The organism is Rhodococcus sp. MEB032, from assembly GCF_030208925.1.
GTDB lineage: Bacteria > Actinomycetota > Actinomycetes > Mycobacteriales > Mycobacteriaceae > Rhodococcus_F > Rhodococcus_F qingshengii.
The window spans coordinates 420,502-433,086 of record NZ_JARVSY010000001.1; the positions used below are offsets into that span (position 1 = coordinate 420,502).

The following is a 12,585-nucleotide window of genomic DNA, read 5'->3' on the forward strand; positions in this document are numbered from 1 at the left end:
GCGATACGTTCACGCGATGGGGTCAGAGCGCAGTGGACAGGTTCAGGCGGCGGTCGGGTGCAGCGAGGTGCTCGGCGTCGACGGCTCTGACGCTGCCGGGCGGTCGATCTTCGCCGCGACGAGCAAGACCAGCAGACCGGCGACAGTGACTGCCGCTCCCATCCAGATCGGGGAGGTGAAGCCGAGTCCCGCGGCGATGGTGATTCCGCCCAGCCATGCCCCGAGTGCGTTGCCGACGTTGAAGGCGGCGATGTTGGCACCCGATGCCATGGTCGGTGCTGCCGACGCGTAGTTCATGATCCGCATCTGCAACCCGGGTACCGTCGCAAAACCGAAGGCGCCCATGAAGAACAGTGAGATCACTGTCATGACCTTGCTCTCCGCGGTGGCGGCGAACACGATCAGAACGACGGTCAGGATCGCGAGAATCCAGACCAGCGCCTTCGTGAGCGAACGGTCGGCCGCCTTGGCGCCGAGGAAGTTACCGACGAACAGGCCCGAGCCGAAGAGGATGAGCAGCCACGGAACGCTGGACGTCGCGAAGCCGGTGACCTCGGTGAGGGTGAAGGCGATGTAGGTGAAGGCTCCGAACATTCCGCCGTAGCCGAGGATGGTGATGGCGATCGAGAGCCATACCTGCTTGTTGCGGAATGCCCCCAACTCTCCGCGCAATCCGCCACCGGTCGTGCTGGCGGGCGTCGTCGGGACGAGTGCTGCAATTCCGATCAGGGCGATGACGCCGATGACGGTGATGGCCCAGAACGTCGAGCGCCATCCGAGTTGCTGGCCCAGCAGCGTGCCGAACGGAACGCCGAGAACGTTGGCGATGGTCAGGCCCGCGAACATCATCGCGATGGCGCCGGCGCGCTTGTTGGGCGCGACCATGTCGGCGGCAACCACCGAGCCGATTCCGAAGAACGCACCGTGGCACAGCGCCGCGACGATGCGTCCGCCCATCATGACCTCGTAGGAGGGAGCGAGCGCGGACATCAGGTTGCCGATGATGAACAGCACCATGAGCGAGAGAAGGACCTTCTTGCGCTCGAAGCGGGTGACGGCAGCGGTCAGGAGGATCGCGCCGATCGCCACCGACAGTGCGTAGCCCGAGATCAGGTAGCCCGCGACGGACTCGGTGACCTCGAAATCAGCCGAGACCTCGGGCAGGAGGCCCATGATGACAAATTCGGTGAGGCCGATCCCGAACCCGCCCATAGCGAGGGCAATGAGACCCAATGGCATCTCGATGTTCCTTTCACAGATTTACGCGTAAGCCGTTAGCGGGCGTGTGCATTAGTTGCAGGCGCGCTATAAATAGTTGCACGCGCACGCTACATGCGCAAGCTGGTAACCTGGAGTCGCAGGAAACGGACAAGGAGAATCACATGGGGATCGCCGACGACGCCGTCGAAATCCGTTCGCAAGGGTGGCGCACGCTCGCAGCACTGCACGGCGCTCTCGACACCGAACTGGAACGCGCGCTCCAGCGTGAGCACAAACTGTCCGTCGTCGAATACACCGTGCTCGACGCACTGAGCCGCCAGGATGGCTGGCACATGCGGATGGCTCAGTTGGCTCGCGCTGCCGCACTGAGCAGCAGCGCCACGACGCGCTTGGTCAATCGACTCGAAGATCGAGGACTATTGACGCGCATCCTGTGCGCCGACGACCGTCGAGGCATCTACACCGAACTGACGCCGGCCGGCCGCGAGCTTCTCGAAAGCGCACGGCCGACGCACGACGCCACCCTCGAGGCGGCGCTCGACGAGGCATGCAAGACACCCGAACTCGCGCCACTGGTGCGCGCCCTCCACGAGCTTCCCGTCGGCTAGAAGTCTGCCGGAAGCAGGGCACGCTCTTTGATGCCCGAGACCACCTGAGCGACAAACACACTCGCATCGACGACCACCCGCCCACCACGCGCGGGGACCAGAACGTCGACGGTGCCGCCGTGCACCTCGTTGTCCCCGATCACCGCGATGTACGGGTCACGGTGAGTGCGTGCCTCGCGGATGCGACGTCCCAACGATCCGTCAGGCGCGATCGCCACTCGAACATCGCGAGCCTCGAGATCGGCCCGCAAACGCTCGGCCTCAACCTGATGCCGGTCGCCGACGGGCAGAATCGAGACTTGGTTGGGTGCCAGCCACGGCGGCATCCGCCCTTCGAACCTTTCGATCAAAAGCGCAGTCATGCGTTCCATCGACCCGAGCAAGCCCCGATGGATCATGACGGGGCGAGCCTTGGATCCGTCCTCAGCGGTGTACTCGAGGTCGAACCGCTCCGGTTGATTGAAGTCGAGTTGCACGGTCGAGAGTGTTTCCTCGCGGCCGTGCGCGTCTCGCACCTGGACGTCGATCTTGGGACCGTAGAACGCTGACTCCCCCTTCGCTTCCACGTACTCGATCGAGCGTGCATTCAGCGCCCCGCGAAGGTGATCCTCGGCGTCCGCCCACTGCTCGTCGGTGCCGAGGTACTGCCCCTCTCCCCCTCTGATCGAGAGGCGGTACTTCCGTTCGGCAATCCCCAGAGTCGAGTAACAGCGCTCGATCGCGTCGAGCGCGACGATCACTTCTGCTTGCACTTGTTCGCGACTACAGAAGACATGTGCGTCGTCGAGATTGATCTGTCTGACTCGACTCAATCCGCTGAGAACACCGGAGAGTTCGCTACGGAACATCGAGCCGAGTTCACGAACGCGGAAAGGTAGCTCGCGATAACTACGACCGCGAGCGGCGAATACCTGAGCGTGATGGGGACAGTTAGCCGGACGAAGGAGAAATGACTCTCCGCCTATCTTCATTTCGGGAAACATGTCGTCCGAGAACTTGGACCAATGCCCAGATCTCTCGTACAACTCTTTCTTCGCCATAACGGGGGTATAGACACCCCGGCATCCGGATCGCGCTGCTTGTTCGGCGGCGAACTTTTCGAGTTCGTTCCTGATGATCGCGCCGTCCGGTAACCAGAGTGGGAGGCCCGCCCCGGCGATGGGGGTGGTGGCGAAAAACTCCAGGTCGCGCCCGAGTTCGCGGTGGTCAACGCTCATGAGAGGTCTCCAAATCGTTCAAGGGGAGATGCACACGGAGCGACGAAACAGGAAAGCCCCGGGGCGATAACTCCCGGGGCTGAAAGGGTTCGGTCAGCAGTTGCTAAACGATGCGCCGGAAGAGAACCGGCGTCGTCGTGTTGTGCGCAATACTGACCATGTACGTGAGGTTACATCAACTTCCTACCCACCTACAGCCCGAATTGTCGGGCCTCTATGCTGACGCAACTGGGAAGGCGCAGCAGTAGCCAACGAAACACCCACGAAGAGCGAAGTTTCGGCAATCATGTCCGAACGTGAGGTTCTCGGATATGAGGAGGATGTGCGACGGTGCCGGACCACTTGCTCGAACAGTTGATCACCATTCCTTTGTTCACCGGAATCATCGGGTACATCACCAATTGGTCGGGCGTCCTGATGCTGTTTGCGCCGATCAACTTCCACGGGATCAAAGTGCCCGGCCTCAAATTGCTCTTCCCGTTCCTCCCCCGGCGCGTTCAGGTGATCCCCGCGATCACCAGCGACGGCAGATTCGGTTGGCAAGGCATCGTCCCCTCGCGGGCGGAGAAGATGGCGTCGATCGCCGTCGACAAATCCCTCGCGAAAGTCGGCAGCATCGCCGATTTCTATCGCGTCCTGGACCCGGACAGCATCGCCGAGCACTTGGTGAACATTTCTCGCAGTGAAGTGCGCGGCGTGGTCACCAGAATCATGACGGCCGAGAATCCTCAGCTCTGGCACAACCTTCCGACGTCGGTGAAGGAAGCCGTCTTCCGCAAAGTGGAGGACGATCTGCCGGCCAGCGTGCGCATGATCACCGACCGCATCGAAGAGGACATCGACGAGTTCATCGACGCGAAGCTGATGGTGATCCGCTACCTCTCTTCGCACCCCAAACTGCTCAACGACATCTTCCGCACGATGGGCAACAAAGAGCTCAGGTTCATGCAGAACTTCGGCTTCTACTTCGGATTCCCGATGGGCTTCGTGCTCGTCGGAATCCTCCATCTGGTTCCGCAGTGGTGGGTGCTTCCCATCGGCGGTGTGATCATCGGATACATCGTGAACTACCTCGGCATCACGATGATCTTCGAGCCGATCACCCCCAATCGTTGGGTGCCGTGGAGGCAGGGGCTCTTCCTGAAACGCCGCACCGAGATCATCGCCGGGTACGCAAAAACCCTCGCCGATCACGTCGTGACGCTCGAGAACATCGGCACCGAACTCCTCGAAGGTCCCCGCTCGGACCGAACGCGGCGGATGCTCGATCAGGTACTGCGCGAATCCGTCGACGACGCAGCCGGCTGGGCAAAGTCGGTGGTCAAGATGACCGTTGGTTCGCAGAGCTACAAGCGTCTGCCCGGCCTGGCCACCACCGAAGTGCTCGACCTGTACCCAAGGGTCTTCGAGGACGCGGAGTTCGCCGAGAACCAGTCGGAGAAGATTCGTGTCTTCGTCACCGAACGCATGAGCATCCTTTCACCGGAAGATTTCAGCGAACTACTACGCTCAGCCGTCAAACAGGACGAGTGGCTGTTGTTCGTACACGGGGCCGTGCTGGGCTCGTTTGCCGGTTTCCTACACCTCGCAATATTCGGAGTATGAGCATGAGTGAGCACGACCATCGCATGATCGTCGAAGCGGAATCGTACGACTGGGCTGCGGACATCGCGCCGGTCGAATCCGTCGAAAAGCGTCTGATCCGTAGCCTTGTCGGGCTTACCGCCACGACGACGCTCACGTCGATCAAGCTGACGGGTTGGGCTTTCGGAACGGCGAAGGAGGCGACGCGGCAGATCGTTCAGGCTGCGGCCGAAGCCGCGGCAGAGGCCGCTGAATCGGCCAATGTTCAATCCGAACGTCGGGCCGAGAACTCCAACGGAGACGGCTCGCGGACCGAGAACCTACGGGCAGCAATGGCAACTCGAACCAATCGCAAGCAGAGCGTCGAGGCCACTCTCGCGGCGCTGCGGGCACGTGGCGACAGATTGCTGGACCGTTCCGCGGACGTGACCGATCGCGACGATCTGCACCCGGCTTACGACCGGATCCTCGACGAGATCGCACCAGACGAAGCTCGAATTCTTCGGTTGCTGGCCACCTCCGGCGCACAACCGAGCGTCGACGTGCGCACGGCGCGGCCGTTCGGAGTCGGCTCGGAGATGATCGACGAGGGTCTGTCGATGATCGGAGAACTGGCAGGCTGTCGACATCTGGACCGCATCAGCGCGTACCTGAACAACCTGCATCGGCTCGGTTTGGTGGCGTTCTCACGCGAGCCCGTCGAGGCCGACCGGTACCAGGTGGTCGAGGTACAGCCGTCGGTGATCGAGGCGGTCAAGCGAGCCGGACGATCCAACAAGATAGTGCGTCGTAGCATCCTGCTGACGCCGTTCGGTGACGACTTCTGTCATACCTGTTTTTCGCTGTAGGGCCTCCGGCCCTGTGCGCCTTTTTGGTAGTTACCACTACCAAAAAGGCGCACAGGGGGCTTGCCCCCTACAGCCAGGTATCTTCTGTCGTGGTCGTCAGGAACGCTTCCAGATCGTCACGCCAGGTAGCCGGAACAGTCTTGTCCGGCTCGATGCCCGTGTACTGCCCGCGATAGAAGAGCAGCGGGCGTTCGGTCTTGATCTCACTCATCGACGAAACCCGACCGAAGACGACGTAGTGATCGCCACCGTCGTGGACGGTTTCCACCGTGCAGTCGATGTGTGCAAGGGACTTGTCGATGATCGGCGAGCCCAGAGGCGATGGCGTCCAATCGATGCCGGCGAACTTGTCCGGCTCACGTGACCCGAAACGAGCACACACCGCCTGCTGTTCCTCCGCCAACACGTTGACGGCGAACTTACCGGTCCGCTCGATTGCCGCCCACGACCGAGAACCCTTGGTGGGGCAGAACAACACCAAAGGCGGGTCGAGTGACAGGGCCGCGAAAGACTGACATGCGAACCCGACAGGCTCACCGTCGTCGACTGTCGTGATGATGGTGATACCCGTGCAGAATTGCCCGAGAACCGTGCGGAACTGGCGTGGATCGATCGCCTGCTCCGCACTCACCGACGCGTCGGGCGAACTCACGGCTTCATTCCCACCGTGAAGTCGTGACCCCACAGGCTCACGGCCGTGCTTTCCCTCGCGATCCAGTTTTCGTCCTCGACCTCTAGCCCCTCACAACCGAATTCGATGTCGAACCCGCCTGGAGTCTTCATGTAGAACGAGAGCATCTCGTCGTTGACGTGGCGACCGAGAGTCGCCGACATCTTGACCTTCTTGCGCAGTGCCCGGTCGAGGCACAGTCCGACGTCGTCGGAGTTCTCCACTTCGAGCATCAGGTGCACGATGCCCGTCGGGTTGGGCAACGGCAGGAACGCCAAGCTGTGGTGACGCGGGTTGCAGCCGAGGAACCTCAGCCACGCCGGGTCGCCGTCCGCGGGCCGGCCGACCATCTGCGGAGGCAGACGCATCGAGTCGCGAAGCTTGAATCCGAGTACGTCGCGGTAGAACCGCAGCGAAGCATCGTCGTCATCGGTGGTGAGCACGACGTGGCCGAGGCCCTGCTCGCCCGTCACGAACCTGTGCCCGTACGGGCTCACGATCCGGCGGTGTTCGAGAGCAGCTCCGTGGAACACCTCGAGGGAGTTGCCCGAGGTGTCCTCGAACGCGATCATCTCGACGACGCGACGGTCCTTGAGCTGCTCCGCCGTGCCTTCCTTGAACGGAACACCGGCTGCCGACAACCTGTCACGGATATCCTGCAGCTCAGCGGCATTCGCGGTTTCCCAACCCGAGACGAGCAGACGGTCCGTGTCGTTCGGAACGATGACAAGACGCGCCGGGAAGTCGTCCATACGCAGATACAGCGATTCCGCGTCGACGCCCTTGCCCTCGATCATTCCGAGGATCTTGAGTCCGTATTCGCGCCACGCAGCCATGTCGGTGGCCCCGATGCGCATGTACGCCAGAGATCGAATACCCATCATTTACCTCCGTCGAGCAGGAAGTCGGTTGCGAGCCGGTTGAATTCGTCGAACTTCTCGAGCTGCGCCCAGTGACCGCAACCGCCGAAGACGTGGAGCTGCGCGCGCGGGATCATCTTGAGCGCGACCAGTGCGCCGTCGAGAGGGTTGACCCGATCCTCACGGCCCCAGATCAGCAACACACGCTGACGAAGCTTGTACGCCTCGCGCCAGAGCATGCCGAGCTCGAAGTCACCGCTGGAGAAGGACTTACCCATCGCCTTGGCCGCAGCCAGCGACTCGGGAGTGCTGGCGGCAGCAAAACGTTCGTCGACGAGTTCCGGCGTGATCAGCTTCTGATCGAAGACCATGATCCGCAGGAATGCTTCGAGGTTTTCTCGGGTGGGCTGGTAGCTGAACTTTCCGAGGTTCTTGACGCCCTCGGTGGGGTCCGGCGCAAACAGGTTGACACTCAGACCGCCGGGGCCCATCAGAACGAGGCGACCCGCACGGTCCGGGTAGTCGAGCGCAAAGCGAACAGCAGCGCCACCACCGAGCGAATTGCCCAGCAGATCAACGCGACCGGTGATCTCGAGCGTGTCCAGGAGATCGTTGAGCGCCGACGCACTGTGCACGAAGTACTGCGGATGCTCCGTCGGCTTGTCGGACTGCCCGTAACCGGGCTGATCGACCGCGATGACGTGAAAGCTCTTCGCCAACACCGGAATGTTGCGGGCGAAGTTAGACCACGACGACGCGCCTGGGCCACCGCCGTGCAGCAGCACGATGGTCTTGTCGTTTCCGACGCCCGCCTCGTGGAAGTGCAGTTTCAGATCGGGGCGCACTTGCGCGAACCGTGAAGTGGACTCGTAGGTGAGGGCTTCTTCGGTGGTTGTCACTGAGCCTCCTCTAGACCATCGTGTCGGTGATCGGCAGACCGAATTCGCCGGTTCCGAACATGACGTAGGCGCGTTCGGGATCGTTGGCGGCGTGGACGCGACCAGCGTGAGCATCGCGCCAGAAACGCTGGATAGGAGTGCCGTTCTGCAGCGCCGTGGCGCCGGAGTTCTCGAAGAGCTTGTCGATCGAGGCGATCGCGCGGCCCGTGGCGCGCACCTGGTCACGTCGAGCGCGCAGCCGCAGTTCCATCGGAACCTCTTCGCCCGCAAGGATCAACGCGTACTCGTCGGCGACGTTGCCGGAGAGCTGACGCCACGCGGCGTCGATGTCGCTGGACGCCTCGGCGATGCGCACCTTGGCAAACGGATCGTCCTTCGACTTCTCGCCGGCGAAGGCAGCGCGCACACGCTTGCCCTGGTGCTCGACGTGCGCTTCGTAAGCTCCGTAAGCCATTCCGACGATCGGTGCCGAGATCGTCGTGGGGTGAATGGTTCCCCACGGCATCTTGTAGACCGGCGCGGTGTTGTTCTCGAGGCCCGGGGCGGTCAGTTCGCTCATCGCCCGGAAGCTCAGAACGCGATGCTTGGGAACGAAAACATCCTTGACCACAACGGTATTGGAGCCGGTTCCACGCAGACCGACCACATTCCACACGTCGTCGATCTGGTAGTCCTCGCGAGGAATCAGGTAGCTCACGAAATCGACTGCGCGGCCGTCCTTGAACACCGGACCACCGAGAACGGCCCAGCTGGCGTGGTCACAACCCGAAGACCACGCCCACGCACCGTTGACCTTGTATCCGCCCTCGACTACTTCACCCATACCCATCGGGGCGTAAGAGGACGAGATGCGAACGTCAGTGTCGTTGCCCCACACGTCTTCCTGCGCCTGCTGAGAGAAGAGGGCGAGGTGCCAGTTGTGAACCCCGATGATCGAGGAGACCCACCCTGTGGAACCACACGCGCTGGCGATCTTCTTGACCGCGGAGTAGAACAGCACCGGATCGGCTTCGTATCCGCCCCACTGCTTCGGCTGCAGCAAGCGGAAGAAGCCTGTTTCCTGAAGAGCCTTGATGGACTCGTCGGGGATACGGCGCAGATCCTCGGTCTCCTGTGCGCGCTCGCGCAGTGCCGGCAGTAGTGCGTCGAGCCTCTGCATCACCTCGTGGCTGTCATGGTTACCCACTTCGACGCTCCCGTCTTCCTCGATCGGTTGGTTCACTTACACTTGAGACTAGAACACGTTCTCTTTTCTGTCGAGACGCTGACAAAGGTCCCGTTTGTGGCCGCAATGCTGTAACAAGTGCCCCCAAAATCTGGCGGAACCGGATCGAGTTCTATAACGTGTTCTACTAACAGCTAGAAGGGATGTGAGGTCACAATGGCGCAGATTCGCGAGATCGACGTCGGAACGGTGCAAACTCGTTTCGCCCGCGGTTGGCACTGCCTGGGTCTACTGAAGACCTTCAAGGACGGCAAACCGCACGCGATCGAGGCTTTCGGTACGAAGCTCGTGGTGTTCGCCGACAGCAAGGGCGACATCAAAGTTCTCGACGGATACTGCCGTCATATGGGTGGTGACCTCACACAAGGCGAGGTCAAGGGCGATTCCATCGCCTGCCCCTTCCACGACTGGCGCTGGGGCGGCAACGGCAAGTGCACCGGCATTCCTTATGCCCGCCGCGTGCCTCCGCTCGCACGCACCCGCGCGTGGACGACGCTCGAGCAGAACGGTCAGCTCTTCGTCTGGAACGACCCCGAGGGCAATCCGCCGCCCGAAGAGATCGTGATTCCTCGTATCGAGGGCGCGTACAGCGACGAATGGACCGACTGGACCTGGAACTCCATGGTCATCGAGGGGTCCAACTGCCGCGAGATCATCGACAACGTGGTCGACATGGCGCACTTCTACTACATCCACTACGCCTTCCCGACGTACTTCAAGAACGTCTTCGAAGGTGAGATCGCCACTCAGTACCTCAACACCACGGGCCGTCCCGACATCGGAATGGCCTCCCAGTACGGCGGCGACACGCTGCTTCGCTCCGAAGCTGCGTATTACGGACCGTCGTACATGGTCAATCCCCTGTGGAACAGCTACAGCGGATACGAGGTCGAGAGTGTTCTGATCAACTGCCACTACCCGATCAGCCCGGACTCGTTCGTGCTGCAGTGGGGCGTGACGGTGAAGAAGCCGACGGGTGTCTCCGACGAGATGGCCGACAAGTTGGCCGGCAAGTTCACCGAGGGCATCAGCGAGGGATTCCTGCAGGACGTCGCGATCTGGAAGAACAAGACCAAGATCGAGAATCCCCTTCTCTGCGAAGAAGACGGCCCCGTCTACCAGCTACGACGCTGGTACGAGCAGTTCTACGTGGACAAGGCCGACGTCACCGAGAAGATGACACAGCGCTTCGAGTTCGAGGTGGACACCACCAAGGCAAACGAAGCCTGGCACGCCGAGGTCGAGGAAAACCTCGCACGCCAGAAGGCCGAGAAGGAAGCTGCAGCAGAAGCGGCAAAGAAGGAAGCAGAGGTCTAGTCGTGAGCGCCTCGATCGGAACCGACGCACGGTGGGCTCGTTGGGCCAAGGCACCGGACTTTGCCGGGCAAACGGAACGGCTCGAGGCGATCGCGGCCCAGACGATCGAGGACAAGCACGAATACCTCGACTCGGGTCTGCAGGAAGTCGACTGCAAGGCATGCGGCGCGTGCGTACTGGTTCGCAAGAACACGTACAAACACACCAGCGTTCAGTGGACTTCCGACCCGGCGCTGCGTTGCCACACCTTCAAAGAGGCAATTGCTTCCGGGCAGTCGTCGGCATTGAAAGACGGATGCCCGAAACTGCACGACAGCATCGCCGACGCGGTTAGGGACGGCACCATCACGGTGCGTGATCCCGAGGTCAGCTGACCTGATTGTGTAGAACGAGGGCCGACCCACGGGTCGGCCCTCGTTTTACGTTCCAGCGCCCGCGCGTCCGTCAGGCAGGCGGTCGCACCTTTCGTGCAGCCACCGCGTAGACGTCGCTCGACGTGGTGAGAGAGTTCTTTCCGCTGGCCGCCGGCACTCCCCCGCGTAGATTCACGGCCCAGTTGAGCGCACCCAGCGGTCCACACCCGCTGGCTCCCGGCGCCGCAAACACCGCATCCGAATGTGGGACTGCCGGGAACACTGCACCGGGGAACTCACCGATAGGTTCCGACGGAGGGTTTCCGGTTGTGGTCAGGTGAAGGTTGATCGGATTCGAAACCGAACCGATGTAGCAATCGTCACCGAGCAAGGGATTAGACAGTTTCAATCGAACAGGCATGGTGAGTTCCTGCTCGAGAACCTTCAGATCCGGGACTCCCACCGATTCCACCGTCGCGCTGATCTGAGTCAGTCCCAGCGGAGTATCGATCCCGAGAGCACCTCCGGGTACCGAAATCGGATTGGAATAGACCCCGTTGGACCCGTCCTGCTTGGCGACGAACGTCTCGATGAAACTGTTGTCCGGCTGGGTCGCGTATTTCACTCCGCCCGCAACCTTGAGGCTTCCGTCCGGGATCGGCACCGAAAGTGCGCCCAATTTCATGGTCCCTCCGCGAACTACGACGCTGGCGCACGTCGTCACCTCGAGATCCTCGATCGGGCACGTGCCCCAACCGTCGAAGGTCAACGGATCAACCGCTGCCGCACCGGAGGAACCGAGCGATCCGCTGCCGGAAGACCCTGACGATGATTCGTCGGCAATTGCCACACCTGCACCGGCCATGACAAATGTTGCAACTAGCGCGACTGTCGACATCACTCGAGATTTGTTGCGGCTCTTCATCTTCGAATTCCTCCACCGTTGACGGAAATTCACGAGAGCCACCCCCTGTGGATCGCACCTCGATCTACGCCCGGCACGCTACCGAGAAGTGAGACGCGGATTCACACATAACGACGATTTTTCCCACCAAAGAACTACGGCGATCACGCTCGATCGAACTTCCGTCCTAGCCCGGAAACCGTATCGATCCTGTCGGCTCAGTTCGGTTCGACTGTGCCCGAACCGATGACCTGATCGAGGAACGGCCCGAACATCTCCCCCAGGTTCTCGGCGATCTGATCGGGGGTACCGAAAGACAACGTCACGTGACTGATCGCCAGACGCACTATCGTGCTGCCGAACATCTCGGCATGGATGCGGTCGACGTTCGCCCAACTGGTCATGAAGATCTCGGCCAACCTCGCGCTCGCATGTTCGAGCAGCGGAGTCCCGTCGGTGGTGACCAAACTCAGCAGGTCGTGCTGCGGCCGGGGACCGACAATGCTGACCACCATCGGATCCCGGGCACCGGCGTCGAAGAAGGCACGGAAGGCAGCCGAGACCGCGCCACGCGGATCCGAATGATGCAGCGTTACTTCGCGTTCCACTTCTTCGAGAAACTCGTCGACAAACCGGATGAGGTATCCGGACGCCAATCCCTGGCGAGACGTGAACTCCTTGTACAACGTCTGCCGGCTCATACCCGCAGCTTCCGCGATATGCGCCATCGTGATGTCGTTCCACGATTTCTCGGTCAAGAGTTCGCGTGTGGCGTCGAGCGCTGACGCACGGAGGAGTTGACGAGCTGCCTCGTGGTACGGGACACGGGCACGAGCGGTGGACATATCGGGAAGATTTCCATCGCCCGTGCTCGGTGTC

13 protein-coding genes are annotated in these 12,585 nt (G+C 61.6%); 5 read left to right on the forward strand and 8 right to left on the reverse strand.

What is annotated here, in order from left to right; translation table 11 throughout:
- Nucleotides 1-42 precede the first annotated feature (42 nt).
- Nucleotides 43-1,239 (reverse strand): MFS transporter, encoded by a 1,197-nt coding sequence (locus QRN54_RS01855; RefSeq protein WP_064075146.1) that lies wholly within the window; start codon nt 1,237-1,239, stop codon nt 43-45.
- A 143-nt stretch (nt 1,240-1,382) separates the two neighbouring features.
- Between QRN54_RS01855 and QRN54_RS01860 the strand changes: the two genes are divergently transcribed.
- On the forward strand, nt 1,383-1,829 hold the full coding sequence (locus tag QRN54_RS01860; protein WP_003945852.1) for a MarR family winged helix-turn-helix transcriptional regulator: 447 nt from the start codon (nt 1,383-1,385) through the stop codon (nt 1,827-1,829).
- Here the strand turns inward: QRN54_RS01860 and thrS are convergent.
- On the reverse strand, nt 1,826-3,046 hold the full coding sequence (gene thrS, locus QRN54_RS01865) for a threonine--tRNA ligase (RefSeq protein WP_285181504.1): 1,221 nt from the start codon (nt 3,044-3,046) through the stop codon (nt 1,826-1,828). The genes QRN54_RS01860 and thrS overlap by 4 nt on opposite strands.
- Before the next feature lie 330 nt (nt 3,047-3,376).
- Here thrS and QRN54_RS01870 point away from each other — a divergent pair, with 330 nt between their 5' ends.
- Together QRN54_RS01870 and QRN54_RS01875 are read left to right on the forward strand one after the other, a co-directional pair.
- Nucleotides 3,377-4,651 (forward strand): DUF445 domain-containing protein, encoded by a 1,275-nt coding sequence (locus QRN54_RS01870; protein WP_003945674.1) that lies wholly within the window; start codon nt 3,377-3,379, stop codon nt 4,649-4,651.
- A gap of 2 nt (nt 4,652-4,653) precedes the next feature.
- Nucleotides 4,654-5,478, forward strand: a complete 825-nt coding sequence (locus QRN54_RS01875) for an Abi-alpha family protein (protein ID WP_165638601.1) — start codon at nt 4,654-4,656, stop codon at nt 5,476-5,478.
- Between the two features lie 67 nt (nt 5,479-5,545).
- Here QRN54_RS01875 and hsaB read toward each other — a convergent pair whose 3' ends face one another.
- From hsaB to hsaA, 4 genes are read right to left on the reverse strand one after another with little or no spacing between them, the layout of a single operon-like run.
- Nucleotides 5,546-6,130, reverse strand: coding sequence for a 3-hydroxy-9,10-secoandrosta-1,3,5(10)-triene-9,17-dione monooxygenase reductase subunit (hsaB, locus tag QRN54_RS01880; protein WP_003945677.1), 585 nt, complete (start codon nt 6,128-6,130; stop codon nt 5,546-5,548).
- Nucleotides 6,127-7,029 carry an iron-dependent extradiol dioxygenase HsaC gene (gene hsaC, locus QRN54_RS01885; RefSeq protein WP_003945585.1) on the reverse strand — a complete coding sequence of 301 codons (903 nt, stop codon included), beginning with the start codon at nt 7,027-7,029 and terminating at the stop codon, nt 6,127-6,129. The genes hsaB and hsaC overlap by 4 nt, the downstream gene beginning before the upstream one ends.
- The gene (gene hsaD, locus QRN54_RS01890) at nt 7,029-7,907 is read right to left on the reverse strand and encodes a 4,5:9,10-diseco-3-hydroxy-5,9,17-trioxoandrosta-1(10),2-diene-4-oate hydrolase (protein ID WP_003945808.1); all 879 of its coding nucleotides are present in this window, start codon (nt 7,905-7,907) and stop codon (nt 7,029-7,031) included. The genes hsaC and hsaD overlap by 1 nt, the downstream gene beginning before the upstream one ends.
- Before the next feature lie 10 nt (nt 7,908-7,917).
- Nucleotides 7,918-9,093, reverse strand: a complete 1,176-nt coding sequence (gene hsaA, locus QRN54_RS01895) for a 3-hydroxy-9,10-secoandrosta-1,3,5(10)-triene-9,17-dione monooxygenase oxygenase subunit (RefSeq protein WP_039973406.1) — start codon at nt 9,091-9,093, stop codon at nt 7,918-7,920.
- 195 nt (nt 9,094-9,288) lie between these two features.
- Between hsaA and QRN54_RS01900 the strand changes: the two genes are divergently transcribed.
- Both QRN54_RS01900 and QRN54_RS01905 read left to right on the forward strand, forming a co-directional pair.
- A complete protein-coding gene (locus QRN54_RS01900) occupies nt 9,289-10,449 on the forward strand; it encodes a 3-ketosteroid-9-alpha-monooxygenase, oxygenase component (RefSeq protein WP_003945847.1) in 1,161 nt (386 codons plus the stop codon).
- A gap of 2 nt (nt 10,450-10,451) precedes the next feature.
- The gene (locus tag QRN54_RS01905; RefSeq protein WP_003945499.1) at nt 10,452-10,823 is read left to right on the forward strand and encodes a hypothetical protein; all 372 of its coding nucleotides are present in this window, start codon (nt 10,452-10,454) and stop codon (nt 10,821-10,823) included.
- Between the two features lie 70 nt (nt 10,824-10,893).
- Here QRN54_RS01905 and QRN54_RS01910 read toward each other — a convergent pair whose 3' ends face one another.
- Both QRN54_RS01910 and QRN54_RS01915 read right to left on the reverse strand, forming a co-directional pair.
- The gene (locus QRN54_RS01910; protein WP_003945441.1) at nt 10,894-11,727 is read right to left on the reverse strand and encodes a hypothetical protein; all 834 of its coding nucleotides are present in this window, start codon (nt 11,725-11,727) and stop codon (nt 10,894-10,896) included.
- Nucleotides 11,728-11,924: 197 nt separating this feature from the next.
- Nucleotides 11,925-12,551: a TetR/AcrR family transcriptional regulator gene (locus QRN54_RS01915; RefSeq protein WP_007734097.1), complete on the reverse strand. Its 627-nt coding sequence runs from the start codon at nt 12,549-12,551 to the stop codon at nt 11,925-11,927.
- Between the last annotated feature and the right edge of the window lie 34 nt (nt 12,552-12,585).